Source organism: Superficieibacter sp., from assembly GCF_032071645.1.
Lineage (GTDB): Bacteria > Pseudomonadota > Gammaproteobacteria > Enterobacterales > Enterobacteriaceae > Superficieibacter.
In genome coordinates, this window is sequence record NZ_DAMAPU010000002.1 from 379,787 (window position 1) to 406,296 (window position 26,510).

Annotated in this window: 29 protein-coding genes; 10 read left to right on the forward strand and 19 right to left on the reverse strand. The window is 55.4% G+C overall.

Features of this window, described 5'->3' with window-relative positions:
- Positions 1 to 9 precede the first annotated feature (9 nt).
- Entirely contained in the window at positions 10 to 885 is an 876-nt protein-coding gene (locus RT197_RS06130) for an ROK family protein (RefSeq protein WP_312948365.1), read from the forward strand.
- Positions 886 to 915: 30 nt separating this feature from the next.
- Here the strand turns inward: RT197_RS06130 and mltC are convergent, their stop codons facing one another.
- From mltC to mutY, 3 genes are read right to left on the reverse strand one after another with little or no spacing between them, the layout of a single operon-like run.
- A complete protein-coding gene (gene mltC / locus RT197_RS06135; protein ID WP_312948367.1) occupies positions 916 to 2,001 on the reverse strand; it encodes a membrane-bound lytic murein transglycosylase MltC in 1,086 nt (361 codons plus the stop codon).
- 30 nt (positions 2,002 to 2,031) lie between these two features.
- On the reverse strand, positions 2,032 to 2,307 hold the full coding sequence (locus RT197_RS06140; RefSeq protein ID WP_312948369.1) for an oxidative damage protection protein: 276 nt from the start codon (positions 2,305 to 2,307) through the stop codon (positions 2,032 to 2,034).
- 27 nt (positions 2,308 to 2,334) lie between these two features.
- Entirely contained in the window at positions 2,335 to 3,393 is a 1,059-nt protein-coding gene (gene mutY, locus RT197_RS06145) for an A/G-specific adenine glycosylase (RefSeq protein ID WP_312948371.1), read from the reverse strand.
- 149 nt (positions 3,394 to 3,542) lie between these two features.
- Here mutY and trmB point away from each other — a divergent pair, with 149 nt between their 5' ends.
- The 3 genes from trmB to RT197_RS06160 are packed head-to-tail and all read left to right on the forward strand — an operon-like array spanning position 3,543 to position 5,356.
- Entirely contained in the window at positions 3,543 to 4,262 is a 720-nt protein-coding gene (trmB, locus tag RT197_RS06150) for a tRNA (guanosine(46)-N7)-methyltransferase TrmB (RefSeq protein WP_312948373.1), read from the forward strand.
- Complete coding sequence (locus RT197_RS06155; RefSeq protein WP_312948375.1) at positions 4,262 to 4,588, forward strand: YggL family protein; 327 nt, start codon at positions 4,262 to 4,264, stop codon at positions 4,586 to 4,588. The genes trmB and RT197_RS06155 overlap by 1 nt, the downstream gene beginning before the upstream one ends.
- Before the next feature lie 51 nt (positions 4,589 to 4,639).
- Positions 4,640 to 5,356: a DUF2884 domain-containing protein gene (locus tag RT197_RS06160; RefSeq protein WP_312948377.1), complete on the forward strand. Its 717-nt coding sequence runs from the start codon at positions 4,640 to 4,642 to the stop codon at positions 5,354 to 5,356.
- Positions 5,357 to 5,721: 365 nt separating this feature from the next.
- Here the strand turns inward: RT197_RS06160 and RT197_RS06165 are convergent, their stop codons facing one another.
- A complete protein-coding gene (locus RT197_RS06165) occupies positions 5,722 to 6,069 on the reverse strand; it encodes an endonuclease domain-containing protein (RefSeq protein WP_312948379.1) in 348 nt (115 codons plus the stop codon).
- A 139-nt stretch (positions 6,070 to 6,208) separates the two neighbouring features.
- Between RT197_RS06165 and RT197_RS06170 the strand changes: the two genes are divergently transcribed.
- Positions 6,209 to 6,964, forward strand: a complete 756-nt coding sequence (locus RT197_RS06170; protein WP_312948381.1) for a DUF1202 family protein — start codon at positions 6,209 to 6,211, stop codon at positions 6,962 to 6,964.
- 11 nt (positions 6,965 to 6,975) lie between these two features.
- On the opposite strand, the gene hemW is transcribed toward RT197_RS06170, so the two are convergent.
- The 5 genes from hemW to RT197_RS06195 are packed head-to-tail and all read right to left on the reverse strand — an operon-like array spanning position 6,976 to position 10,282.
- Positions 6,976 to 8,115, reverse strand: coding sequence for a radical SAM family heme chaperone HemW (gene hemW / locus RT197_RS06175; RefSeq protein WP_312948608.1), 1,140 nt, complete (start codon positions 8,113 to 8,115; stop codon positions 6,976 to 6,978).
- Positions 8,108 to 8,701, reverse strand: a complete 594-nt coding sequence (locus RT197_RS06180; RefSeq protein ID WP_312948383.1) for an XTP/dITP diphosphatase — start codon at positions 8,699 to 8,701, stop codon at positions 8,108 to 8,110. Before RT197_RS06180 ends, hemW begins: the two co-directional genes overlap by 8 nt.
- 7 nt (positions 8,702 to 8,708) lie before the next feature.
- A complete protein-coding gene (yggU, locus tag RT197_RS06185) occupies positions 8,709 to 8,999 on the reverse strand; it encodes a DUF167 family protein YggU (RefSeq protein WP_312948385.1) in 291 nt (96 codons plus the stop codon).
- Entirely contained in the window at positions 8,996 to 9,559 is a 564-nt protein-coding gene (locus RT197_RS06190; RefSeq protein WP_312948386.1) for a YggT family protein, read from the reverse strand. Before RT197_RS06190 ends, yggU begins: the two co-directional genes overlap by 4 nt.
- Before the next feature lie 18 nt (positions 9,560 to 9,577).
- Positions 9,578 to 10,282, reverse strand: coding sequence for a YggS family pyridoxal phosphate-dependent enzyme (locus tag RT197_RS06195; protein ID WP_312948387.1), 705 nt, complete (start codon positions 10,280 to 10,282; stop codon positions 9,578 to 9,580).
- Between the two features lie 17 nt (positions 10,283 to 10,299).
- On the opposite strand from RT197_RS06195, the gene RT197_RS06200 reads away from it, so the two are divergent.
- Positions 10,300 to 11,277 (forward strand): type IV pilus twitching motility protein PilT, encoded by a 978-nt coding sequence (locus RT197_RS06200; protein ID WP_312948388.1) that lies wholly within the window; start codon positions 10,300 to 10,302, stop codon positions 11,275 to 11,277.
- Here the strand turns inward: RT197_RS06200 and RT197_RS06205 are convergent.
- Positions 11,274 to 13,526, reverse strand: coding sequence for an FAD-dependent oxidoreductase (locus tag RT197_RS06205; protein ID WP_312948390.1), 2,253 nt, complete (start codon positions 13,524 to 13,526; stop codon positions 11,274 to 11,276). The genes RT197_RS06200 and RT197_RS06205 overlap by 4 nt on opposite strands.
- 70 nt (positions 13,527 to 13,596) lie before the next feature.
- Between RT197_RS06205 and RT197_RS06210 the strand changes: the two genes are divergently transcribed.
- The gene (locus tag RT197_RS06210) at positions 13,597 to 14,286 is read left to right on the forward strand and encodes an IclR family transcriptional regulator (RefSeq protein ID WP_312948392.1); all 690 of its coding nucleotides are present in this window, start codon (positions 13,597 to 13,599) and stop codon (positions 14,284 to 14,286) included.
- A gap of 224 nt (positions 14,287 to 14,510) precedes the next feature.
- Positions 14,511 to 15,197 carry a LuxR C-terminal-related transcriptional regulator gene (locus tag RT197_RS06215; RefSeq protein ID WP_312948394.1) on the forward strand — a complete coding sequence of 229 codons (687 nt, stop codon included), beginning with the start codon at positions 14,511 to 14,513 and terminating at the stop codon, positions 15,195 to 15,197.
- Here the strand turns inward: RT197_RS06215 and ruvX are convergent.
- The 8 genes from ruvX to metK all read right to left on the reverse strand — a co-directional run bounded on the left by ruvX (position 15,194) and on the right by metK (position 22,401).
- Complete coding sequence (ruvX, locus tag RT197_RS06220) at positions 15,194 to 15,610, reverse strand: Holliday junction resolvase RuvX (RefSeq protein WP_312948396.1); 417 nt, start codon at positions 15,608 to 15,610, stop codon at positions 15,194 to 15,196. The genes RT197_RS06215 and ruvX overlap by 4 nt on opposite strands.
- A complete protein-coding gene (locus tag RT197_RS06225) occupies positions 15,610 to 16,173 on the reverse strand; it encodes a YqgE/AlgH family protein (RefSeq protein ID WP_312948398.1) in 564 nt (187 codons plus the stop codon). The genes ruvX and RT197_RS06225 overlap by 1 nt, the downstream gene beginning before the upstream one ends.
- Positions 16,174 to 16,290: 117 nt before the next feature.
- Positions 16,291 to 17,238 carry a glutathione synthase gene (gene gshB / locus RT197_RS06230; RefSeq protein WP_312948399.1) on the reverse strand — a complete coding sequence of 316 codons (948 nt, stop codon included), beginning with the start codon at positions 17,236 to 17,238 and terminating at the stop codon, positions 16,291 to 16,293.
- A 12-nt stretch (positions 17,239 to 17,250) separates the two neighbouring features.
- Positions 17,251 to 17,982: a 16S rRNA (uracil(1498)-N(3))-methyltransferase gene (rsmE, locus tag RT197_RS06235; RefSeq protein WP_312948400.1), complete on the reverse strand. Its 732-nt coding sequence runs from the start codon at positions 17,980 to 17,982 to the stop codon at positions 17,251 to 17,253.
- A gap of 93 nt (positions 17,983 to 18,075) precedes the next feature.
- The gene (gene endA, locus RT197_RS06240) at positions 18,076 to 18,783 is read right to left on the reverse strand and encodes a deoxyribonuclease I (RefSeq protein WP_312948402.1); all 708 of its coding nucleotides are present in this window, start codon (positions 18,781 to 18,783) and stop codon (positions 18,076 to 18,078) included.
- Positions 18,784 to 18,871: 88 nt separating this feature from the next.
- A complete protein-coding gene (locus tag RT197_RS06245) occupies positions 18,872 to 19,378 on the reverse strand; it encodes a SprT family zinc-dependent metalloprotease (protein ID WP_312948404.1) in 507 nt (168 codons plus the stop codon).
- Between the two features lie 75 nt (positions 19,379 to 19,453).
- On the reverse strand, positions 19,454 to 20,848 hold the full coding sequence (gene galP / locus RT197_RS06250) for a galactose/proton symporter (protein WP_312948406.1): 1,395 nt from the start codon (positions 20,846 to 20,848) through the stop codon (positions 19,454 to 19,456).
- A gap of 401 nt (positions 20,849 to 21,249) precedes the next feature.
- Positions 21,250 to 22,401, reverse strand: a complete 1,152-nt coding sequence (gene metK, locus RT197_RS06255; RefSeq protein WP_312948408.1) for a methionine adenosyltransferase — start codon at positions 22,399 to 22,401, stop codon at positions 21,250 to 21,252.
- 649 nt (positions 22,402 to 23,050) lie between these two features.
- On the opposite strand from metK, the gene yqgB reads away from it, so the two are divergent.
- Both yqgB and speA read left to right on the forward strand, forming a co-directional pair.
- Entirely contained in the window at positions 23,051 to 23,197 is a 147-nt protein-coding gene (gene yqgB / locus RT197_RS06265; protein WP_312948410.1) for an acid stress response protein YqgB, read from the forward strand.
- A complete protein-coding gene (gene speA / locus RT197_RS06270) occupies positions 23,190 to 25,166 on the forward strand; it encodes a biosynthetic arginine decarboxylase (RefSeq protein WP_312948412.1) in 1,977 nt (658 codons plus the stop codon). The genes yqgB and speA overlap by 8 nt, the downstream gene beginning before the upstream one ends.
- Before the next feature lie 42 nt (positions 25,167 to 25,208).
- On the opposite strand, the gene RT197_RS06275 is transcribed toward speA, so the two are convergent.
- A complete protein-coding gene (locus RT197_RS06275; RefSeq protein WP_312948414.1) occupies positions 25,209 to 26,510 on the reverse strand; it encodes a type II toxin-antitoxin system HipA family toxin in 1,302 nt (433 codons plus the stop codon).

Genomic DNA, 26,510 nt, shown 5'->3' on the forward strand with positions numbered 1-26,510 from the left:
GAGGAATGAATGGCAATTATGCTATTTGACTGGGGCGGCTCATCGGTAAAATATGGCGTCTGGGATAACGGGGCGCTGCAAATAAGCGCTGCCGCCACTACGCCCTCCAGCTGGCCTGCTATGAAAGCGCTGATGATGGACATCTTTCGCCACTGCCAGCGCCGCTTTACGCTCGACGGTATCGCCATCAGCGCACCGGGAAATGTCGATCCTGACAGCGGCGTAATTGGTGGGCTAAGCGCTATTCCGTACATTCATCATTTTCCTCTCGTGGCTGAACTCGAAACGCTGTTTGAACTGCCGGTGCATATCGAAAACGATGCTAACGCGGCAGGTATCGCGGAAGCTGCCGTCGGCGCGGGGCGCGACAAGAAGCAGGTGCTGTTTGTGATTGTCGGCTCCGGCGTTGGCGGTGCTATCGTGCGCAATAAAATCCTGCAACGTGGCAGCCATAAATACGCCGGGGAATTTGGCCTGATGATCCTGGATGACGGGCATACATTCAGCGAGCTGGGAACGGCGGTGGCGATGGCCAGACGCTACAATCAGCGCGTGCCGACGGCGGAAAAACTGTCCGGGGCGGACGTTTTTCAACGGGCGCAGGAAGGCGATGCGGTGGCGCTGGAAGAACTGGCGCAGTTTTATCACTGGATGGCCGTCGGGCTGCTCAATTTGCAGGTCTGTTACGATCCCGACTGTATTATTATCGGTGGCGGCATCTCTGCCAATGACGCGCTGTTTGCTGGCATCAGGCAGCGGTTGCAGGCGCTGGTGGCTGAAAGAGGTCTGACGGAGTTTATGCCTGAGGTGCTTCTTTGCCAGCACCGCAGCAGCGCCAATTTAATCGGCGCGGCGGTAAATTTCGAACAGAAAATGCAGGCGTAGCGTCAGCCCCTGACAAGCAGGGGCCGGGCTTTATTTCCGGCGATAGGTCTTCTGGGCGCTGTTTACTTTGTAGAGATAGCGCCGCGATTCCGCCGACGGATGGCGGGTGGTAATGGTCTGATAGAGATCGCCCGGCGACATGCTGTTAATCATATTTGCCGCCTGCGCTTTATCTTCAGAGAACATGCGCAGCACGCTGCCCGCGCCGCCGTTATAAGCGGTGATCACCGCATAGCGGCGCGACGTCGGGTTAGTGATGCCCGCCAGATACACATTGCTGAGCATCGCCAGATACGCCGTCCCCGTATCAATATTGCTTGCCGGATCGAACAGATAGCTACGGTCCGGCGTCCCGCTTTTCCCCTGCATCCTGAACACATCTCTTCCGGCGCTGTGTTGCACCACCTGCATCAGGCCCAGCGCGTCAGAATGGCTCACCGCATAAGGGTTGAAGGAGGATTCGGTCTGCATGATGGCGAGGATCAATGACTCATCGACACCATACTTACGCGCGGACTGACGCACCATGCCGATGTATTTGTGCGCACGTTTATCAAGGTGGTTGGGCACCAGATTGATGGTAATGCTGTAGATGATGTGCAGACCGTTGTTACGGCTTTTCATCCGCTGCTGTAGCAGATAATCGGCATAGCGGGCCGCACGCCACTCCCAGCGGATCGGCTCGCCGTTGTTATCCACCACCTGACCGTACAGGAAGGGCTGCTTCGAAATCTGGATATCATCGGCGTCCGAATAGAGGTCGATGGAACCCGGATCGTCGCCCATCAACAGGGTCTGGATAATCGCCTGACGCAGCCGCGCGGCAGGCTCGGTCCCGGAAATGGTTTCGATGGTGATCGTGCCGTCATCAAAGTTGATGTGGCTACGCGTCTGATACCCATCGGTATATTTAACGTAATCCTTTGGGCCTGCGATCAGGACTTCTTTATAACCCCAGATATTCTCGATGTTATGGGCAAACTGACCCATCAAAATGTCAAAGCTGTTGGTATCCTTGACCCAGGCTTCGTTAAACGCTTCACCCTGTTTTTTTGAATCTGAACAGGAGACGAGTAACGGCGCAATAAGGGCTAGCGCTAAATATTTTTTCATCATTCCGGGAGCGTATGTTGGGTTGAATGAATATTATTTTTTGTCTTCCGGCGTGTAGCCTTCGATATGCACGTCTTTGCCCTCAAACAGGAAGTTGATCATCTCCTGCTCCAGCAATTTACGATGATCGACGTTCATCATATTGAGCTTTTTCTCGTTGATCAGCATGGTCTGCTTCTGCTGCCACTGCGCCCAGGCTTCTTTGGAGATCTCGTTATAGATACGTTTGCCTAACTCGCCGGGGTAAAGCTGGAAATCCTGACCTTCGGCATCGCGTTGCAGGAAGGTACAAAAAATAGTTCTGCTCATAAATATTCCTCGTTATCGGCCAGAGCGTTATGCAAAGGCTCCGGCGCGTAGCTGCTGTAACAGGCGCTCCACGGGTGCCGCCAGTCCGACTGACGGCGGTTGCGCTAAGTTATACCAGAGCGCGTTGCCTTCATCCATGCATGAGTGGAAAGAGGACACCGGAAGCCACATTGGCACAATATCCAGATGGAAATGGCTGAAAGTATGGCGAAAGGCGGTCAACTGACGCAGATTATTAGCGCCGATCTGCCGCTGTGCCAGCCACTCTCTTAAGGCTTCCTCGCTGGCAAACTGCGGGAAGCAAAACAAGCCTCCCCACAGACCGCTGGGCGGTCGCTGCGCCAGATACACCTCATCGTTATGCTGCATCAGCAGCAGATAACCGGTGCGCTCCGGCAGCGTCTGCTTCGGCTTTTTCCCAGGGTACTGCGCCCAGCTGTGCGTGGCGTAAGCCTCGCAGCCAGTGTGAAGCGGGCACAGTTCGCATTTCGGTTTTGAGCGGGTGCAAACCATCGCCCCCAAATCCATCATCGCCTGATTAAAGCGCGCCACGCCCTGCGCGGGCGTCACCTTTTCGCTTAGCGTCCACAGGCGGTTTTCGACCTCTTTTTTTCCAGGCCAGCCGCCAACAGCATAGCAGCGGGCCAGTACGCGCTTAACGTTACCATCCAGAATCGGATAATGCTGACCGAGGGAGAGCGACAAAATCGCCCCGGCGGTTGAACGACCCACGCCGGGCAGGGCGGCAACGTCCTCAAACGTTTGCGGGAAAATACCACCGTGAAGACTGGCAACCTGCTGCGCGGCCTTGTGCAAATTGCGTGCGCGGGCGTAGTAACCAAGCCCGGTCCACAGGTGCAGCACTTCGTCGAGCGGGGCCTGCGCGAGATCCGTCACCGTTGGGAAGCGCGCCATAAAACGCTCGAAATAGGGGATCACGGTCGCAACCTGCGTCTGCTGCAACATCACTTCCGAGAGCCATACTTTGTAGGGCGTTTTTTCTGTTTGCCAGGGCAGCGTTTTCCGCCCGTATTGGTCGTACCATTCCAGCACGCGGGCTGAAAATTGAGACGCTTGTAAGGTCAAAGCTGGCTTCCGAATTTGCAGTATCAGGGGGCCAGATTCCAGCACAGCCGGGCGAGGCTGTAAATCGGATCTTTGCTATGCTTGCATCCGGCAACTAACTTTGGATAATGCCCGTTTTCCCGAAGACTCTCACAAGCAGACTTACTTTTATGAATAACGACGTCATTTCACCGGAATTTGATGAGAACGGTCGCCCGCTGCGCCGTATCCGCAGCTTCGTCCGCCGCCAGGGACGCCTGACCAAAGGGCAGCAGCACGCGCTGGATCACTACTGGCCGGTGATGGGCGTTGAGTTTTCCGACGCGCCGCTGGATTTTGCCGCCCTGTTTGGCCGTGAAGCACCGGTCACGCTGGAAATCGGCTTTGGTATGGGGGCTTCGCTGGTCACTATGGCAAAAGCAAAGCCGGAACAAAACTTCCTCGGCATTGAAGTTCACTCGCCGGGCGTCGGTGCCTGCCTGGCCTCCGCGCAGGAAGAGGGCGTGGAAAACCTGCGCGTGATGTGTCATGACGCGGTTGAAGTGCTGCACAAAATGATCCCTGACAATTCTTTAACCATGGTTCAGCTCTTTTTCCCTGACCCGTGGCATAAAGCCCGTCATAATAAACGCCGTATCGTTCAGACCGAATTTGCGGAGCTGGTGAAAAGCAAACTGAAGCTGGGCGGCGTCTTTCATATGGCAACCGACTGGGAAGCCTATGCGGAACATATGCTGGAAGTGATGTCGGCGCTGGACGGTTATAAAAATCAGTCTGCCAGCAATGACTATGTACCGCGCCCGGAGTCGCGTCCGGTAACCAAATTTGAACAGCGTGGCCATCGTCTTGGTCACGGCGTATGGGACTTAATGTTCGAGAGGGTGAAATAATGGCAAAGAATCGTAGCCGTCGTCTGCGTAAAAAAATGCACATCGACGAGTTTCAGGAATTAGGTTTTTCCGTCGCGTTCCGTTTCCCGGAGGGCACGTCGGAAGAGCAGGTCGATCAAACCGTTGATGACTTTATCAACGACGTCATTGAGCCGAACAAACTGGCCTTTGATGGCAGCGGCTACCTTGCCTGGGAAGGGCTGATTTGCCGTCAGGAAATTGGCAAATGCACCGAAGAAGACCAGGCAAAAGTGCGTAAATGGCTGGAAGAGCGCAAGCTCGAAGACGTGCGCACCAGCGAACTTTTCGACGTCTGGTGGGACTAAGAAACACAGGGCTGGCATATGCTGGCCCATTTTGTCTTCAGGGGAATATCTATGATGCGTAAAGCGCTGCTGGCAGCGGCACTGACGGTAACGGCGTTTGCCGCGCAGGCAGACTACAAATGTAGCGTCACGCCGCGCGACGACGTGATCTTAAACCCGCAAACCGTACAGGTGAAAGGTGAAAACGGCAATCTGGTGATCGCCCCGGATGGCAGCGTGATGTTCAACGGCAAGCAGTACACCCTCAGCGCCAGTCAGCGCGAGCAGGCGAAAGATTACCAGTCCGATTTACGTAACGCCCTGCCGTGGATTGATAATGGTGCCCGCACCCGCGTCGAAAAAGGCCGCGTGGCGTTGGATAAAATCATCACCCAACAGGTTGGTTCCAACAGCAAAATGCGCAACCGCCTGACTCAGCTCGATGCGCAGCTTAAAGAGCAACTGAATAAAATTATCGAACGTCGCACCGACGGGCTGACGTTCCACTATCAGGCGATTGATCAGGTTCGCGCTAACGGTCAGCAACTGGTGAATCAGGCGATGGGTGGGCTGCTCCAGGACAGCATCAACGAGATGGGCGCGCAGGCGGTGACCAAAGGCGGTAACCCGCTGCAAAGCGTGCTCGGCAATCTCGGCGGTCTGCAAACCGCCGTACAGAACGAATGGAAAAATCAGGAACAGGATTTTCAGCAGTTTGGTAAAGATGTGTGCCAGCGGGTGATTTCCCTCGAAGACAGCCGCAAAGCGCTGGTGGGCGGGCTGAAATAAGGCTGACGCTTTTCCCTCTCCCCTGAGGGAGGGGAGTGCCCACGAATGCCCTCACCCCGGCCCTCTCCCGGAGGGAGAGGGAGTGGAATGTACCACTGTTGGGGATTTGTGGATTACCCAGCCTGAGATGAACGCCCCGCGTAACAACGATGCCAGACGGTTCCCTCTCCCTTGAGGGAGTGGGCGTGCCCACGAATGCCCTCTCCCCGGCCCTCTCCCGGAGGGAGAGGGAGTGGAATGTACCACGGTTGGGGATTTGTAGATTACCCAGCCTGAGATGAACGCCCCGCTTAACAACGATGCCAGACAGTCCCCTCTCCCTTGAGGGAGAGGGTTAGGGAGAGGGGGAACCCCATCCACCGCGCTCATGCTGATCCAGCCTTATCCCCACCAGCCCGCAAATGCTCCAGAATCACCATTAGCACTCCCTCTTCAAACGCCCTGAAATCATTATTCCAGAAGCGGATCACCCGCCAGCCTTTAGCCTGCAAAAAAGCGGTTCTCGATAAATCATACTCCGCTCTTTCGGCATGTTGCCCACCGTCCAGTTCAACAATCAATCTCGCCTCATAACAGGCGAAATCAACGATATATGCCCCTATCGGCACCTGACGACGAAACTTGTATCCATAAAAGCGGCGCGCACGCAGAAGTTGCCAGAGACGTTGCTCTTCAGGGGTTTGCTGCGCTCTTAATGCTTTAACATTCTCCATGCGTCCATTGTGCTGACCTCATGCGCAACCACCACAAACAATGTCAGAATCTGGAAGATGCCTTCCAGAAAAACGTTATGAGACAAATAATAACCAAAGATATAATGTCGGAGAAAACTATCTCAAAAAGGATTTTGTTATGAAAACATGCTGGCCCGTGGGCCTCGCTCTCCTGTTTCTCTCCTCCGGTTACGCCATTGCCGATACCAATACTCCTGGCGACAACGTCATTAAAAAACAGTTTAGCGATCGGCATCAGGGTCTGATGCAACTGGAGAAAATCTCGCTGCGCCAGCTGGATGCCGTGGGCAATCGGGCAACCTACATGGTGGAAGGGGATATGTCAGCCAGCGACAACCTGTACTCCCTTGTCGGAGAGGCGGGTGAGTATCTGTTTTATGAACGAACCTGGACTAAAGGCCAGCCGGTAAAATTTTCGGCGATGATGACCGCCGTAGGCACAAAAGATTCTGGCTGGAAAACGGAATTCTTCTCAATGCAGACGGCGGCGAGAAATGCAGGCAGGCCGTTTGACAAAAACGAGGATCTCAGCAAATCACTGGTCGTCAACGACAGCAACTTTATGACTCAGTTTGCGAAAATTGACACCAGCTTTGCGGTACAAAAGACCACCCTCAGCAAACAGCTGGAAAAGAAAAAAACGCTGGAAACAGAGCTAGCCAGTCTGGAAGAACAGAAAAAATGCGCGAGGGAAAAGGAGTGTGTGGTACCGCTGGAGATGCAGGATAAAGAGAATAAGGCGCTTGATAAAAAAACGGACGAATTACGCCGCCAGCTCTTTGCTCTGGGTAGCAGCAATCGCGAGCTGGAGCATGATTATAAACGCTGGCAGGAGGGCGTAGCGCGGATGCGCAAAGAGGGCGTAATCCCCTAAGCGCGCTGGCGCTATTCCTCAGCGAGGAACAGCTCCAGCAGCGAATTCAGAAACAGCTTGCCGTGCTCGGTAATTTGCCAGTGCTGGTCGCTTTCGGTGAGATACCCCTGCGCCAGCGCGGCATCGATCTGCGCACGGACGGCGGCTTCCGCCAGGCCGGTGTAGCGGACAAACTCAGCGCGCGGCGCAGGCTCCAGCAGACGGAAGCGGTTCATAAAGAACTCAAACGGCTTATCGGCCTGCGCCACATCGCGCTGGCTTTCCAGATAACGCCCCTGCATATAGCCGCGCGGATGACGCGTTTTGGTGGTGCGCAGAATGCGCCCGTCCGCAAACGTCACTTTGCCATGCGCGCCGCAACCAATACCGAGATAGTCGCCGAAACGCCAATAGTTGAGATTATGCTGACACTGATAGCCCGGCTTCGCGTAGGCTGATGTCTCATACTGCTGATACCCGGCAGCGGTAAGGAGCTGATGCCCCTGTTCGAAAATATCCCACAGCGCGTCGTCGTCCGGCAGCACCGGCGGACGCGAGCCGAATAGCGTATTTGGCTCGATGGTTAGCTGATACCAGGACAAATGCGGCGGATTAAGCGCGATGGCCTGACGTAAATCGTCCAGCGCTTCTTCCAGAGACTGATCCGGCAGGCCGTGCATCAGATCGAGGTTAAAGCTGCGCAGTCCCAGCCCGGATGCCAGTCGTGCGGCGCGTTTAGCCTCTTCCGGGCCGTGGATCCGTCCGAGCCGCTGCAATTTCGCTTCGCTAAAACTCTGCACCCCAATGGAAATGCGGTTGATCCCCGCGCGCTGATACTCCACAAAACGGTCAGCCTCCACCGTGCCGGGGTTGGCTTCCATCGTGATCTCAGCATCCGCCGCCAGCGGCAGACGCGCACGCACGCCGTCCAGCAGCGTTTGCATCGCCGGACCTGACAGCAGGCTCGGCGTCCCGCCACCGATAAAAATGGTCTTAACGTCACGTCCCTGCGCGTAAGCCACATCGCCATCCAGATCGCTTAGCAAATGCTGAACGTAATCGTCGTGCGGCACTTCGCCCTTCAGCGCGTGCGAGTTGAAATCGCAGTACGGGCATTTCTGCACGCACCACGGGATATGAATGTACAGACTCAGAGGCGGCAAATTAGCGATCACGCAGGGCTTCCAGTAACTGTTTCAGCGCCTGTCCACGATGGGAAATAGCACTTTTTTCTTCGCGGGTCATTTCGGCGGCAGTTTTGCCTGCGGCTGGCACGAAGAAAATGGGATCGTAGCCAAACCCGCCTGCGCCCGCAGGCTGGCGAGTGATGACGCCGGGCCAACTGCCGTGGCACACCAGCGGCGTCGGATCTTCAGCATGACGCAGATATACCAGCACGCAGTGGAACTGTGCCTGGCGCCGATCGTCAGGCACGTCTTTGAGCGTTTCCAGCAGCTTTTCCAGATTCTGCTGGTCGCTGGCGTCCACGCCGGAATAGCGCGCGGAGTAAATCCCCGGCGCGCCGCCCAGCACGTCCACCGCCAGACCGGAATCATCGGCAATAGCAGGCAGGCCGGTAATATGGGCAGCATGACGCGCCTTGAGGATCGCGTTTTCAATAAACGTCAGGCCGGTCTCTTCGGCAGAGTCCACGCCCAGTTCTGTTTGCGCAACAATATTAAGGCCGAAATCGCTCAGCAGCGTGGCGAGTTCACGCACTTTACCGGGATTACCGGTAGCGAGGACAACTTTTTGCATAGGGTATCTACTCAGTTAGCGCCGCGACTTCCGTCGGGATCTTTTGCGGATGAATAATCTTGACCTGTTTATGGCGGCCCAGCTCGCCTTTTTCAATCAGCACCTGATTTTTTGCCACGCGAAACTGTTTGGCGAGAAATTTCACCAGGTGCGCGTTGGCCTGACCGTCCACCGGCGGGGCAGTAATGGCGACCTTAACCTCGTCGCCATGTAACCCCACGATGCTGTCGCGGCTGGCTTTCGGCTGAATATACAGCCGTAAAACCAGCCCGTCAGAGCAGGTGCTGACCGCTGTCATGCCCAGCCCCAGATGTAGGCCAACGGCGTGGCCACGTTCGCCAGTAACTCCATGACGCCCATGTTGATCACGTACATCAACAGCACGAGGATCATCGGAGAAAAATCAATGCCGCTCATGGAGGGCAGTAAATTACGGATCGGGCGCAATAACGGCTCGGTGAGCTGTATAAGGACATACTCAACCGGGCTGCGTCCACGGCTGATCCAGCTCATCAGGGACATCGCGAGGACCACCCAGAAAATAAGCGAGCCAACAGTTTTAATCAGCACCAGTACCGCCGCAAAGGGAATAAGAATTCCCGTAATCGAAACATAGGGGTTCAAAAAAACCTTTCCGATACAGAGAATTAACGCTAACAGCAACGATGCGGTATCAATAGAACCCATCGCCGGAACAAAACGGCGTAATGGTCCAATAATCGGCTGCGTTGCCTTCACAATAAATTGTGCGAATGGATTGTAGAAATCGCAGCGTGCCCACTGCATCCAGATCCGCAATAGCAATATCATCGTGTAAACCTGGATAACCAGTGAAAGGAGAGTGGACAACGTATTCATGGCGTTCCTCAGAGTTCCTTATTTTTTTGTGTAGTCGCGGGCACCAAAAATAGCAGTACCGATGCGCACCATCGTGCTACCCGCCGCAATTGCAGCTTCCATATCATCCGACATGCCCAGCGACAGCGTGTCTACCGTCGGATAACGCGTTTTAAGCCGCGTAAATGCTACAGCCATTTGCCCTGCTACGGCAAACTGCCTTACATATTCTGACTCTGGAGCCGGGATCGCCATTAGCCCGCGCAGCGTCACGCCTTTTAATTCCACAATGGCATCGGCCAGCGCGTCCACGTCCGCCAGCGCAATGCCTGACTTACTGGTTTCATCGCTAATGTTTACCTGAATCAATACGTTAAGCGGCGGTAAATGCGCCGGGCGCTGCTCGCTTAGTCGCGTGGCAATGCGCAGGCGATCCACCGTATGACACCAGTCGAAATGTTCGGCGACCAGACGGCTCTTATTCGACTGCAACGGCCCGATAAAATGCCACTGCAATCCGTCAACGTCCGCTTCGCGAAAATGAAGGATCTTTTCCACGCCTTCCTGGACATAGTTTTCGCCAAACGCCCGCTGTCCAGCCGCCACCGCTTCTGCGACAGCGATCGCAGGTTTTGTTTTGCTGACTGCAAGCAACGTAACTTCTTCTGAATCCCGGCCGCAACGTGCTGAAGCGGCGGAGATTTTCTCCCTGACCTGTGCCAGGTTATGCGCAATGTCGTTCATTTTCAGAGGATGATGGTATGGATATGGAAGAAATTGTTGGCCTTAGTGTAAAGCATAACGTCTCGGATCTACACCTGTGCAACGCCTGGCCTGCGCGCTGGCGGCGGCTGGGCAAGCTGGAGCCAGCGCCTTTTGCCGCCGTGGATGTTTACAGCGTGCTGCATGAATTTCTTGATGAGGGGCAAATCACGCAGCTCGCCAGCGGCCAGGTGGACTTCGCCATTGCGCTGCCATCCGGGCAGCGGCTGCGGGCCAGCGCGTTTAATCATAGCCAGGGCACCTCGCTGGCGTTGCGCCTGCTGCCGGAAATGTCCCCCCGGCTTGCCGATCTGCATGTGCCTGCCGCCCTGCCTGATCTGTTGCGGGAAGAAAGCGGGCTGATTCTGGTGACCGGGGCAACGGGAAGCGGCAAATCCACCACGCTTGCCGCCATGGTCGATCACCTTAATCATCATCTGGACGGGCATATCCTGACGCTGGAAGATCCTGTTGAGTTTGTTCACGCCAGCCAGCGCTGCCTGATCCAACAGCGGGAAATCGGTCGGCACAGCACCACGTTTGCCGGAGCGCTACGCGCGGCGCTGCGGGAAGATCCCGACGTTATCCTGCTGGGCGAACTGCGCGACAGCGAAACCATCCGGCTGGCGTTAACCGCCGCTGAAACCGGGCATCTGGTGCTGGCAACGCTGCATACGCGGGGCGCGGCACAGGCGGTGGAGCGACTGGTGGACGTTTTCCCGGCGCAGGAAAAAGATCAGGTACGCAGCCAGCTCGCCGGAAGCCTGTGCGCGGTAGTGGCGCAGAAACTCCAGCGTAGTCAGCAACAGGGGCGAGTGGCGCTGTTTGAGCTCCTGGTCAATACGCCTGCGGTGGCGAATCTTATTCGCGAGGGCAAAACGCATCAGCTCCCCGGCGTGATGCAGACCGGGCAGCAGGCAGGAATGCAGACCTTCAGCCAGAGCTATCAGCAGCGGGTGGCGGCAGGGCTGCTTTAGCGCACGTTGAGCGAGTAGACCGCAGGCAGCGCACCCGCCGTGGCAAGGATCTCCAGCCGCACCTCCAGCGTTTCATGCGGCCTGTCCAGCCGATGCGTACAAACTGAATGGTGATTGTCTTTTACTTCCGCCAGCAGGATCTCATCGGCCCACAGGCGGTAGTGGGTGATACAGTGCGGCGTGACGGCGTGGTGATGGCCCATTTGTACGGTCTCCATCGCGTTATCAAAGTCGTTATCCTGCACCAGCGTCAGGCAGGTAAGCGTCAGCGGCTGTTCCCAGCGCCAGCGCACGGTGGGAGAGGCGTCTTCTGCGGCGGGCACCCACGCATTGCTCTGCTGTTCGGGACGCAAGCGACCATTAAGCAGGTTCTGCGCAGCGAAGCAGTGCAGCGGAGTGGCAAAACGCAGGGCGGGCATGATTTGGTCCGGGCGACGGCGCGGCAGCCAGAAATCAAATTCATCGACGCCGTAATCGCCGCCCGCCACCTGGCGCGTATGTTTCGCGACTCTGGCGTTCAGGCTGTTAAAGACGGTCATCAGGCCGGGAAGATGAAGGTCGGTAAGGGCGATATCCACCCCGCTTTGGGCGGAAAAAGCGATAAACAGGTACTGGTCGCGCTCGCTTTGCCAGTCAAAAACGCAGGGATATTCCCCCTCGCCATCAACCTTAATTTCGCGGGTGGCATAGCATAATTCCGGCGTGAAATTCCCGGCGCGCTGGCTGCCCAGCAGTTCGAGCGTCAGCGCGGCGTGACCGCGCAGGGTCAGGGTGAGGGCGGGGAGCGATTCCCCGGCCTTTATTGGCACCAGCAGCGCCATGCGTTCGCGTAGCGTGTGCCACTGTCCGCTGGCGGGCAGTTCGCTCAGCGTGAGTTCGCTACTGACCGTGACCGTCGCCCCGCGCGCCGGGTCGTGAAGTCCCTGGCGCGGGATATAACAGCCACTGGCCTGAAGCTGTTGCTGGAGCGCATTAATCTGGCTTTTATCAGCCAGCTCGTGCGGGGTCAGGCGCTGCATGTGGCAAAGGGCGGCGGCCTGGCCGACCACTTCTCCCAGCAGCCCGCAGGTACACATCACGCGGGCGCTGCCGAAGGCGACGTGGGAGGCGGAGATCAGGCGTCCGGTGAGAAACAGGTTCTCCAGCGAGCGGCTGTACAGGCTGCGAAACGGGATGGTATAGGTGCCTTTACTGTGAAACTGGCGGCAGCCGTCATGCGTGCTGTAAACGCCGTCGGCCGGGTGGAGGTCGATAGACCAGCCGCCGTAGCCCACCGCGTCATAATGGTCGCGCTGTTCGATAATATCCTGCTGGCACAGCAGATGATCGCCAATAAACCGGCGGCTCTCGCGCTTGCCGGGAATGGCTCCCACCCATTCAATGGTCATGTTGTCCGCTTCCGGGAATTCGCCGGAGTTTTTAATATGATCCCAGACGCCCCAGACAATCTTCCACAGTTCCCACTTGATCTCTTCACTCTCATGCACCGTATCCAGGCGGCCTCCCCATTCCAGCCACCACAGATCGCAGCCGTTGAGCGTGGACGTCAGCCGCTTGTAGCGCGGGATAGCGGTGATATCCTTCAGCGCAAAGGAAGGCGCAACAAACTGGACCGGGCCTGCGGTTTGTTTGGTGTAAAAGTAAATGGAATGCCCCAGCTTGTGACCGAAGCTGTCGCCGGGTGCCATTTTTTCGCCGAGTTCGTCAGCCTCTTCGGCACCCTCGCGAAACTCTGCGCCCGCCAGATAGCCCAGCACGCCGTCGCCGGTGGCATCGCAAAACTGCGTGGCGCGGACGTCATAAAACGTTTCGTTGATCGCATTAAAGGCGCGCACGGCGGTCAGGCGCTGTTGTTCCTGCTCCACCGCATAAACGGCGGTATTCAGCAGCAACGTCAGCCCCGGCTGGCTTTTCGCCATATCCAGTAGCAGCAGGTCAAACATCACCGGATTGCCTTCTTTGTTGCGCCACAGATTCTCTTCGAGGATCTCACCCATAATGCCGCCTTCACGCGCCCAGCGGTTATTGTTGCCCATATGCGAGGTCGCGCCGTTGGCCCACAGACGCACTTCGCTGGAGGCATTGCCGCCGAGCACCGGGCGATCCTGAATCAGGATAACCGTTAAACCGGCCCGCGCGGCGGCGAGTGCGGCGCACAATCCCGCCAGCCCGCCACCGGCGACCAGTAAATCCGCCTGCAACGGCTTTGCAGGAAAGGTTCTGTTATCGGTCTGGCTAAAGATTTTCATTACCTTGTATCCTTCTCAACTGGCGCTAGAATCTGTACTTTGCTTAAGCCCGAAGCGGACCCTAACTGCTATGTCATCTCAACCGAATCAAAGCCTGATAGACGGCATCCGCTGTCTGCAATATCTGGTTTCCAGCGGCCGGGCCATCGGCTGCCGTGAACTGGCGCGTCTGATGGGGATTAACACCACCCGCGTCAATAGACTGCTGATGACGATGGCTTCCATCGGGCTGACGATGCAGGACGAGCAGCGGCGCTATTTACCCGGTCCCGGCATTCATGCCCTGGCGGCACAGGCGATACGCGGTTCCGCCCTGTTTTCCCAGGCGCTGCCCATTCTTGAGCGCCATGCGCCGCGTGACATCGTGGTCGCCATGGGGGTGCTGTGGGAAGATCAGGTGATCTACATCTATCACTCCGAACCCGGCAGCCAGGTCAGTCAGGCGCTGGCCGGTTTTCATATGCTGCCCGCATGGCAATCCGTTATTGGCATGGCCCTGCTGGCGGCTGAATCCGACGACGATCTCCAGCAACGTTTCACCGAAGCGCAGTGGCAGCAACTGGCACCGCACGTTCAGCAGCAGCGCGAGCAGGGGAGCGTCATCTGGCATCATCAGGACGGCGAAGTATCGATGGCCCAGCCGCTGGGCGCGCACTCTGCCGCGCTGGCCTTTGCCGGGCTGTGGCAGCCGGATGAAGAGGTGGTCACTGCCCGGCATCAGGAACTGCAACAGCTCACCGCGCGGCTGATCGCGCCCTGATTTGTTTCTTTTATAGAAACAACGGCGCTTTTGCAAAAGCAGATCGGTAAAGTGTGACCGGGATCGAGGGCGTGCGCCTGGCCAAACGGCCCTCGTCTGTCAGGCTGTCTTATTCTGGGTGCTCTTCAGGTGATATTATTGTTTTGGGAATTAGCCTAAAGCATGATTTATAGCAAATACCGTTGCAGCATAATGGTCATTTGCACCAATTAAGGAGAGCAAGGATGTTTGAACAGGACAATATATTACCGTCAACGCAGCCGATTGTTATTATTACTTACCCCTCCGTACAGTCTCATTCTTTTGCCCGCTATCTTAGCGAAAAGCTTCCCGTTTCTGTGCGGATACAAAATATCACTAAGCCGTTGGATCAGCGTTTACCTGCTGGCGTGGTAATTTTATTTGATATTGCCGTCTCGAATAAAAAATTAAATAATATCTGGTGCGATATTCTTAACAGCCAGACTGAAAACTGCCGTTTCCTGATCCTCAATGGCGCGCAGCCGCATGAGCTATTTGAAAGGGCGCAGTGGCCTGCGCTGCACGGCGTTTTTCGTTATGATGATGAACAAACAAAAATTGTTGCGGGTATTGAGGCGGTACTACGCGGCGAGGCAGCAGAAATCAGTGGTGCACAGCCAGATATTGCCAGTGATACTCATCGCGTCGTCGGGTCCGGCAATGATATTCCGCTCACCGAGCGCGAGTGTGAAATTCTCAACGAACTACGCTGCGGGGCGTCGAATATGGATATCGCCCGCGCTCTGTTTATCAGTGAAAATACCGTGCGGACCCATTTATATAATGTGTTTCGCAAACTTAGCGTAAAAAACCGGACCCAGGCGGTAAGCTGGGCCAATGAATTTCTGCGTCACCAGTCCCAGTACAACGCCGATCATTTTTACAGTTAGAAGCCCTGCTCGAAATAGCTTTCGAGAATAATCACCGCCGAGGCGGAATCGATGCTGCCTTTATTTAGCGCGCGAAAGCCGCCGTGCTCAAACAGCCCGGCACGCGCTTCGACGGTGCTTAAGCGTTCATCATGCAGGGTGACCACAACGCCAAATCTGCCGTGAATTTTATTGGCAAATTTACGTGCCCGCGCGGTCAGCGGCTGCTCGCTGCCGTCCATGTTCAGCGGCAGTCCGACGATCACTGCATCCGGCTGCCATTCTTTCAGCAGGCGCTCGATAATAGTCCAGTCGGGCGTGCCGTCCTGGGCTTTGATAGCGGTAAGCGGCCTGGCGGTGGCGGTGATCCGCTGACCAATCGCCACGCCAATGCTTTTGGTGCCAAAATCAAAGGCGAGAAGGGTTCCGCTCATCAGGCGTGCCCCGCTACGCCAGGCATGGTATGGATATCGATACCAATCAGTTTCGCCGCCTCGCGCCAGCGATCGGCAATCGGCGTTTTAAACAGAATGTTGAGATCCGCAGGCGCGGTAAGCCAGGCGTTATCCAGCAGTTCCTGCTCCAGTTGGCCTTTTTCCCACGACGAGTAGCCGAGGGCAACCAGCACATCAATGGGCTGATTGTGGGTGCCCAGCGTTTCCAGCACGTCACGCGACGTGGTCATGACTGTATTGTCGGAAATGCGGATGCTGGAGGCGAAGGTGGAGGGGGGCGTATGCAGAATAAAACCGCGATCTTCTGCCAGCGGGCCGCCAAGCAGCACGGGTTTGTCGAGACGGATCGCCGGATCGCGCGGTTCAGGCGTGATTTTTAATTTTTCCAGAATGCCTTCAACCTGAAGATTTTCCAACGGTTTGTTAATAATAATCCCCATTGCGCCATCTTCATTATATTCGCAGACGTAAACGACAGCGCGACGGAACAGCGGGTCCTGAAGTGAGGGCATGGCAATCAAAAAGTGATGCTGTAAATTCATTGTCAGAGGTTCTGTTTCCTGGTTCAAAAAAGCAACAACGCCCAGTATGCGGGGAAAGCCCGGCGCTGTCACTAACCGGTGGCAGCGTTAACGCGGGTTCCCTCCCGCCGTATCATTTTACTTTGTCAGGCGCTTCTCAATGGCGTCCATCAGCATACCGGTAATGGAAACCGGGAACTGCGCTTCGATTTCGCGGATGCAGGTCGGGCTGGTGACGTTCACTTCCGTCAGGCGGTCGCCGATAATATCCAGCCCCACAAAAATCAGCCCCTTGGCTTTCAGCGTGGGTCCGACGCGGCGGGCAATTTCCCAGTCGCTGTCGGTCAGCGGACGCGGTTCGCCACGGCCACCGGCCGCCAGATTACCGCGCGTCTCACCGCCCTGCGGAATGCGTGCCAGGCAATAAGGCACCGGCTCGCCATCGACTACCAGCACGCGCTTGTCGCCATCAACGATGGCAGGAAGGTAATTCTGTGCCATGCAGTAGCGGGTGCCGTGCTCGGTCAGGGTTTCGGTGATCACGCCGAGGTTAGGATCGCCTGCTTTCACCCGGAAGATCGACGCGCCGCCCATGCCGTCCAGCGGTTTTAAGATGATATCGCCGTGCTTCTGCCAGAAGGCTTTCAGCTGGATTTTGCTGCGGGTAACCAGCGTATCCGGCGTCAGGTCGGAGAACCAGGCGGTATAGAGTTTCTCGTTACAGTCGCGCAGGCTCTGCGGCTTGTTAACGATCAGCGTCCCCTGTTCTTCCGCGCGTTCGAGAATATAGGTCGCGTAGATAAACTCGGTATCAAACGGCGGATCTTTACGCATCAGGATGACGTCGAGATCAGCAAGGTGGATATCCTGCTCGCCGGTGAATTCGTACCATTTGTCGTAGTTCTGCTCAACGCCAAGGGTGCGCGTGCGGGCGCGGGCTTCGCCGTTGATCAGATAGAGATCGGCCATCTCCATATAATGCAGTTCATAACCGCGACGCTGGGCTTCGAGCAGCATAGCGAAGCTGGAGTCTTTCTTGATGTTAATGCTTGCGATGGGGTCCATCACGATGCCGAGCTTGATCATTGTTATTCTCCGTTAGCCCAGATCGCCAAAACGCACCTGTAGCGCGGTGATGGCGGTGAGCGCAGTTGTCTCAGTGCGCAGAACGCGTGGTCCCAGCAGGATATCAGTAAACTGATAGCGTGCGGTCATGGCGATTTCATCAGCGGTTAATCCCCCTTCCGGCCCGATAAGCAAGCGCACGCGCTCCACGGGTAACGGCAGGGTATTAATGCTGGCGCTGGCACGCGGATGCAGGTTCAGCTTCAGGCTGTCATCCTGCTCGGCGCACCAGGCTTCGAGATCCATTGCCGGACGGATTTCAGGCACCCGGTTACGACCACACTGTTCACAGGCAGCGATAGCGATTTTCTGCCACTGCTGGATTTTTTTATTCAGGCGTTCGGCATCCAGTTTAACGCCGCAGCGCTCAGAAAAAAGTGGCGTAATGAGGCTTACACCCAGTTCTATTGATTTCTGGATAGTAAATTCCATTTTTTCGCCCCTCGACATCACCTGTCCGAGATGAATATGCAGCGGTGATTCGCGGTCATCGACCTCGCCGCTCTGCACATTAACGATGACGCTTTTCTTGTCAGCGCGGGTAATTTCCGCTTCAAAAAGCTGGTTGCTACCGTCAAAAAGCTGCACCGGCTGGCCCGCCGTCATGCGCAGCACGCGACCGACGTGATTGGCGGCATCGTCGCTTAGCGCGACCTCCTGGCCTGGAGTCAGCGGAGCGGGGTGATAGATGCGGGGTTTACGCATAGAGCTAAGTTCCATCTGGTACGCGGGCTTTAATCCTTTCCTCAAAGAGAGTAAAGCCCGGCGCGGAAAAGTGACAATATCCGCTAGTGTAGGTTAGCTCTTTTGTGCCTGGCAAGCGCGCTGCACGTAAGGGTTGTGATTGCCCTGCACCTGGGCAATGCGTTCATCGCGCAGGCACTCCCAGGCGGTGGCGGGGTAGATCTTATTCCAGACGTCAAAAAGCTGCGTTTGCTGGCGGGAGAGGTTGATTTTATAAACGTCGCGCATATAGAAGTAGGTGCGGGCAATCGCGCCGCGCGCGCGGGGAGGCGGATCGGCGCGTTTGTCCTTGAAATCGACCTTCATCTCGCACTGACCGTACTGGCCTTCGCCGCCGTTCCACTGGCTGTACATAAAGTTATTGCGATCGCCATTCACCTCGCCGACGGCGGGTTGCAGGTTGTGCATATCGCCTTCCATCTGGCGATACACCGGATCGTGGGCGCAGTTCGCCCGACCACCATCCTGCCAGCACTGACGCTGATGACCAAACTGCCAGGCAGGCATCACGTGCTCCCATTCAACGCGGCTGGCGCGAGCGGCATTTTTACGCGCCTTGTAGCCACAAGATGCCAAATCAACGGTGCCTTTTTTACCTTTCCATGTGATTTTACAGCCACAGTAAAAATCGCCAGGCACATCAGCATTAACCTTTACGCTGGCGTTTTTGCCCTGCGAAAAATTGGTGATACCCACGGCCAATGCGGGGCCGGAAAGCGCTGTCGTCAAAAAAGCGACGGCAAAAGAAAAATTGCGGGACATTACGGACTCCTTGTCAAAATGAACCCGCAAAGTAACGGATGGCGCAGCGTGAAACAATCAGTCAGATCAGAAAACTTCCTGTTGTTACCTAAAGTGATGTTTCAGCGATAAGCGGCTCACCGCATTTGATGCAGCGGTAGGTTACCTCACCGCGCATCACCCGATTGTGACGACGCACGGTGAGTTGATGTTGCTGACATTTGCAGCGGTAGGGAAAGGTGTTGCTGCGCACCGATTCCAGCTCGAATTGATGGGTCCGGCGCGCGGGTACGCCAAGCACGCTTTCCATCATCCACCGCCACTCTTTTCCGTGCGGTGCCACCCGGCCAAAGTGTTTCCAGACCAGCAAATGCGCCAGCTCGTGCGGTACCACCTCGTCAATAAATGCCCGCTGGTTTTCCAGCAGCAGCACCGGATTAAGGCGAATTTCATAACTGTCGAGCCACGCCGTACCCGCCGCCGTGCCGCGCTGCTGATACACCAGCTTCGGCTCCGGGTAGTGGCGGTCGAGTTTAAGATTGGCGCGGGCAAGATTTTCCCGCAGGCTGCGCATCACGGCCTGCTGAATGGCGATGGGGAGACGGGAGGTTTTCATAAAGGCAGAGGATAGAGCGCAGGGCGGGGGAGTGCAATAAGAAGCTTCCTCCCGTGAAGGAGGAAGCGCTAAACCTTAGCTCCGTGAACCAATTTCACGCAGCTTGCGGCCTTTCATCAGATTGCGTTCGATATGTTCCAGCGACACGTGTTTGGTTTCCGGCACCAGCCACAGGGTCAGCAGGATAAACAGCACGTTCAGACCAGCGTAGACCCAGAAGGTGTTCGCGTTGCCCAGGGTGTTGAGCATCGTCAGGAACGTCGCACCGACGATCATATTGGCGATCCAGTTAGTGGCCGTTGAGCAGGTGATACCAAAATCACGGCCTTTCAGCGGCTGGATTTCAGAGCACAGTACCCAAATCAGCGGACCGGCGCTCATCGCAAAGCCAATGATAAACATCAGCAGCATGGCGATCGCGAAATACTGTGCCGACGGTGAGTGAATGCCGATATGCATCATCGTCCCCAGTATGCCCATGCCGACGGCCATGACCAGGAAGCCCAGCGTCAGCGTCGGTTTACGGCCCCAGCGGTCAACCAGACCAATGGCGATAAAGGTCGCCAGCACGTTGGTCAGGCCAACGATAACGGTGCCCCACATCTGTTCCGTGGTGTTGGTATACCCCGCCAGTTCGAAGATTTTTGGCGCGTAATACATGATCACGTTCATGCCGGTGAACTGCTGCATCACCTGAAGCAGTACGCCGAGAAACACCGCGCGGCGGAAGTTGCTGTTCTCTTTAAACAGCGCCCAGCCGCTCTGCTTCACTTTCAGGCTTTCGCGGATTTCTTCCAGTTCGTTTTTCGCTTCGGCGCTGGTATCACGAAGACGAAGCAGCACGCGCTCCGCATCGTGGAAGCGGCGTTTAGCGGCAAACCAGCGCGGGCTGTCGGGCAGGAAGAAAACGCCGATGAGCAGCAGGATCGCCGGGATGATAATCACGCCGAGCATCCAGCGCCACGCGCCGCTGTAGCTGAACGCGGTATCGGAAAGGTACGCGCCCAGAATACCGATGGTGATCATCAGTTGGTACATCGAAATCATACTGCCGCGAATTTTTTCCGGGGCAATTTCAGACAGATAGAGCGGGGCGGTGTATGAGGCAACGCCCACCGCCAGACCCAACAGCACGCGGGAGATAATCAACACTTCCACGTTCGGCGCAGCGGCGGAGAACAGCGAGCCGAGCACGAACAGGATTGCGCCGATCATCAGGCTTTTCTTACGGCCCAGCCTGAAGGAGAGCCAGCCGCTGCCAACGGCACCGACCGCAGCACCAAACATCATTGAGCTGACCACCCACTCCTGGGTGTGCGAACTAATCTGGAATTCATGGGTAATAAAGGGCAATGCGCCCGCGATCACACCAATATCAAGGCCGAACAACAGTCCCGCCAGGGCTGCAAGGAAACAGACAAAAAATGTCATCGCCTTATTAGAACGCCCGTGTTTTTTATGGTTAGGCATGGTGCCCTCCGGTTGGCTAGCTAATTTTGTTGACGTAAGGATAGGTCAGTGTGGAGTATAAAAGTGTTATGAACATCACACTAGTGTAATCGGTTACATTTACATTCATGCCAACTATTAATTATCTTATTGAAAATAAAGGATTTTAACAAAGATAGAATTTAGTGACTTCCTGTAATTCAGACAATGCTGAAGGATGATGTAACAAAACGGCATTCAGAAGGGATGGGTGCTTATTTGTAAAAATTTATTAAGCAATATCAAATGTAATCGCTTCCATTTATCTGTCAGAACCGTTCAGGGTGATGTTTAGTGTTTCATGCGGATGACAGCAACAAGCCAAAAAAAAATCCGGCCATAAGAGGCCGGATTCATTTTTATCCATTAATAGTACAACGTAATTACAGACCGGCGGCATCACGCAACAGTTGCGCTTTGTCGGTTTTTTCCCACGGGAAATGCTCGCGACCAAAGTGACCGTATGCGGCGGTTTCTTTATAGATAGGATGCAGCAGATCCAACATCTGGATCAGGCCATACGGACGCAGATCGAAAAATTCGCGCACCAGCAGGGTGAGCTGCTCGCTGGCGATTTTTTCGGTGCCGAAGGTTTCAACCATGATGGAAGTCGGTTCTGCCACGCCAATCGCGTAGGACACCTGAATTTCACAGCGATCCGCCAGGCCTGCCGCAACGATGTTTTTCGCCACGTAACGCGCCGCGTAAGCCGCTGAACGGTCAACCTTCGAAGGATCTTTACCGGAGAACGCGCCGCCGCCGTGACGAGCCATCCCGCCGTAAGTATCAACGATGATTTTACGTCCGGTCAGACCGCAGTCGCCCATCGGGCCGCCGATCACAAAACGGCCGGTCGGGTTGATGAAGAATTTGGTCGCGCTGTTTAGCCATTCGGTCGGCAGGACCGGCTTGATGATCTCTTCCATTACCGCTTCCTGGAGCGATTTCTGGTCAATATCTTCAGAATGCTGGGTGGACAGTACCACTGCGTCGATACCGACAATTTTGCCCGCATCGTACTGGAACGTGACCTGGCTTTTTGCATCCGGGCGCAGCCACGACAGGGTGCCGTTTTTACGCACTTCAGCCTGACGCTGCACCAGACGGTGAGCGTAAGTCACCGGCGCGGGCATCAGCACGTCGGTTTCATTGGTGGCATAGCCAAACATCAGGCCCTGGTCGCCCGCGCCCTGTTCCAGCGGATCGGCACGGTCAACGCCCTGGTTGATATCCGGGGACTGTTTGCCGATAGCGCTCAGTACCGCGCAGGAGTTAGCGTCAAAGCCCATGTCAGAATGCACATAGCCAATCTCGCGCACCGTATTACGGGTGATCTCTTCAATATCAACCCATGCGCTGGTGGTGATTTCACCGCCCACTAAAACCATGCCGGTTTTTACGTAGGTTTCACAGGCGACGCGCGCTTTCGGATCCTGCTCCAGGATTGCATCCAGCACGGCATCAGAGATTTGGTCAGCGATTTTGTCAGGATGCCCTTCTGAAACGGACTCAGACGTAAAAAGGTGTTTTGCCATTTTTAATTTCACCTAAGGAGAAGTCGGTTAGCTCATACTGCTGTGTGGAGTAGCCATGGCGGAAGTTTCTACCAGGACTTGCAGGTTTATGACACTGGCAGTCTGAGTGTTAATCTGTATAGATGGATTAACATCTGGATGGCTATTTTAGGTCACATCTTCACCCGATTTCCAGTTTTTTTTGAGATATGTCGCATAACCAGCGAAACGTGATGAAAATTTATGCCGCGTTATCCGGCATAACGCTGATTAATGTTTTGCATTTCAGGGATAATCCAGGTATAAATCGCCGCGCGCGGCTCATATAAAAGCGCACGGCAAATTTGCCCGTGTCGCCACTTCCAGCCGGGTTAAAACTTTAGCTTTGGCTTGTCGCTGACCATCATGGGTTGGCGTGGAGGTGATACGAAACAATGAACCATTGGACGCCGCTCATGCAGCCGCACCATTCTGGTGTGAGCTTCTTTTCTGCTATCCGCATCTCAACTATGCAAACCTGCCGATGTTCTACCCATCTCGGTGCTTCTCAGGATTCAAGAGCTGGTTACAGCCGTTGAAATCTGAACAAGGGCGCTCTTGCTAAACAAGAGTTTTCTCGTGGTTTCTCCGAACCGTCACACATAAGTTCGGGTACGTGTTTTACAATGATATGAACAAGAAACCGATCGCTCAGTCGGCGCTTCAGCATTATCTGCTGGGAAATCAGGCTGTTTATGGGTTGTTATCGCACCTTTGGGCTGCGATAGTAGTTTGCTGTTTTACACTTTCGACAAAATTTGAGGTTCGCTATGTCTGACGACATTTCTCCGGTATCGCCTTCGTCAGCAGGCGAACAGGGTGTACTACGTTCCATGCAGGAGGTTGCGATGAGCTCCCAGGAAGCCAGCAAGATGCTGCGCACATACAATATTGCCTGGTGGGGCAATAACTACTACGACGTTAACGAGCTGGGCCATATCACCGTCTGCCCGGACCCGGACGTCCCGGATGCGCGCGTTGATCTCGCCAACCTGGTGAAAACGCGTGAAGCGCAGGGGCAGCGTTTGCCTGCACTGTTCTGCTTCCCGCAGATCCTGCAACACCGTTTACGTTCCATCAACGCCGCGTTCAAGCGCGCGCGTGAATCCTACGGCTATAACGGCGATTATTTCCTCGTTTACCCGATTAAGGTCAACCAGCACCGTCGCGTGATCGAGTCGCTGATCCACTCCGGCGAACCGCTGGGGCTGGAAGCCGGTTCGAAAGCTGAACTGATGGCCGTTCTGGCGCACGCCGGGATGACCCGCAGCGTGATCGTCTGTAACGGCTATAAAGACCGTGAATACATTCGTCTGGCGCTGATCGGCGAAAAGATGGGCCATAAGGTTTATCTGGTCATCGAGAAGATGTCGGAAATCGCCATCGTGCTGGATGAAGCCGAACGTCTGAACGTCATTCCGCGCCTCGGCGTGCGTGCGCGTCTGGCATCGCAAGGCTCCGGCAAATGGCAGTCTTCCGGCGGCGAAAAATCCAAATTCGGCCTTGCGGCAACGCAGGTGCTGCAACTGGTAGAAACGCTGCGCGAAGCCGGGCGTCTCGACAGCCTGCAACTGCTGCATTTCCATCTTGGCTCGCAGATGGCCAATATTCGCGATATCGCGACCGGCGTGCGTGAGTCCGCCCGTTTCTATGTGGAACTGCATAAGCTCGGCGTGAATATCGAGTGCTTTGACGTCGGCGGTGGTCTGGGCGTGGATTATGAAGGTACGCGTTCACAGTCTGACTGTTCCGTAAACTACGGCCTGAATGAATACGCCAATAACATCATCTGGGCGATTGGCGATGCCTGCGAAGAGCATGGCCTGCCGCATCCGACGGTGATCACCGAATCCGGTCGCGCCGTTACTGCGCACCACACGGTGCTGGTGTCTAACATCATCGGCGTTGAGCGCAACGAATACACCGTGCCCGTTGCGCCGACGGAAGATGCACCACGCGCGCTGCAAAGCATGTGGGAAACCTGGCAGGAGATGCACGAGCCGGGCACCCGTCGCTCGCTGCGCGAATGGTTGCACGACAGCCAGATGGATCTGCACGATATCCACACCGGCTATTCTTCCGGCACGTTCAGCCTTCAGGAGCGTGCCTGGGCCGAGCAGCTGTATCTGGGCATGTGCCACGAAGTGCAGAAACAGCTCGACCCAAGCAACCGTGCGCATCGCCCGATCATTGACGAATTGCAGGAGCGGATGGCGGACAAAATGTACGTCAACTTCTCGTTGTTCCAGTCGATGCCGGATGCGTGGGGTATCGATCAACTGTTCCCGGTGCTGCCGCTGGAAGGGTTGGATCAGGTGCCGGAGCGCCGCGCGGTGCTGCTGGATATTACCTGTGACTCCGATGGCGCTATCGATCACTACATCGATGGTGACGGCATTGCCACCACCATGCCGATGCCGGAGTACGATCCTGAGAACCCGCCAATGCTGGGCTTCTTTATGGTCGGCGCGTATCAGGAAATCCTCGGCAACATGCATAACCTGTTCGGTGATACCGAAGCGGTAGACGTGTTCGTCTTCCCGGACGGCAGCGTGGAAGTCGAGCTGTCCGACGAAGGGGACACCGTGGCGGATATGCTGCAATACGTGCAACTGGATCCGAACACGCTGCTGACCCATTTCCGCGATCAGGTGAAACAGACCGATCTGGACGACGCGTTGCAGCAGCAGTTCCTCGAAGAGTTTGAGGCGGGACTGTACGGGTATACGTATCTGGAAGATGAGTAAATAAAATAAAAGGCCGGGCATAGTCAGGATGCCCGGCCTTATTTAAATCGTTAGTATCAGATTCTTGCTAATCTCATCTCTTAGTTCTGGAAATACGTGATTTTCTTCCGCTATTTCAGGCCAGCGGCTAACTTCCTCCAGCGTCTTATCAATAATATTATTCGCATTTTTTACGCTAAGTCGGCTTATCAGCTGGCTTACGGCCAGCAGATTATCGCGCGTAAAATGATCTCGTTTGCCATCGATGGTCATTTGATGTTGATCAACCCACGGCGAGCCGGGTTTATAGCTATAGGCAATATCATAAGCGGGTGCGAGCGCCCAGTCGAAATTATCGTCTACGTAAAATGCCGTGTTTTTTGTATGATCGTCGTGGTTGCGTGCAATAACGTTAAATACCATACGGCGGAATATTTGCTCCTGTTCTTTGACAGAGAGATTAAGCTGCCGCGCGACGGACAACAGTTCTTCGTAGCTGTATTGTCCCGGCTGGCGAAAATCAGCATGATCCATACCGCACAGCGTGAGGACGTGGTATTTCTGATTACCTTCGCGGTCAAAACGACGCGTCATAAAGTGGCTGCGGCCATGCTCGGTAAGGATTTCGCTGGCGGACATATTTATGCCGCAGCGCGTCGCCATCTGATAGTAGCTAAATTCCATCAGGCCAAAGCCTTTCGGATCGCCGAAGGTTTCTTTATCGCTGCGTTGTTCGGTTACGCCGTCAAATTTCAGCAAATAATGTTCAAAGCCTTCCGGGATAGTGACCTGCCCGGACAGAATATGCGTTCTGTCATGATTGACCGCAATCACCGCTTTTGGGCGTGCGCCTCCTGCCGAGGTGCCGACCTGCAAAAGATGTGACATGGCGTCCTGCTCGCTGGCTTCAATATCAACCCTGTCGCGGTCGTTGAGCACCTTTTGCGCCAGTTCGACCAGCGCGGAGAGTTGCAGTTCGTCATCCTTATTTTTAGGTAATTCAATCGTCTCCTGATACTCCAGCGCGCCCATGCCGCGCGTGCCGGTATAGAGAAGCCTGTCGAGCGCACCAAATTGGTTTTTATCTAATCCGCGCCGGGCGAGCCAGTTATTAATCAGCGCATTACCAAAATCATCGGGCAGAGAGTCAGCAAAAACGGCGGGCAGTCCCCGGTAAGTCTCCCTGGCCAGCGCCGGGAACTGATAAACCGCGGGTGAAAGTGGCATATGAAGAGGGGAAAGTGAGAAGCCAGCTGCAATCCACGCGGGATCGTATTCAAAAGCGACCCACGGAGAATCTTCTGTGAATGCTAATGTCCCGACATCAATGCCGGAAAATTGTACTTTGCAAGCCTTTGCGATCAC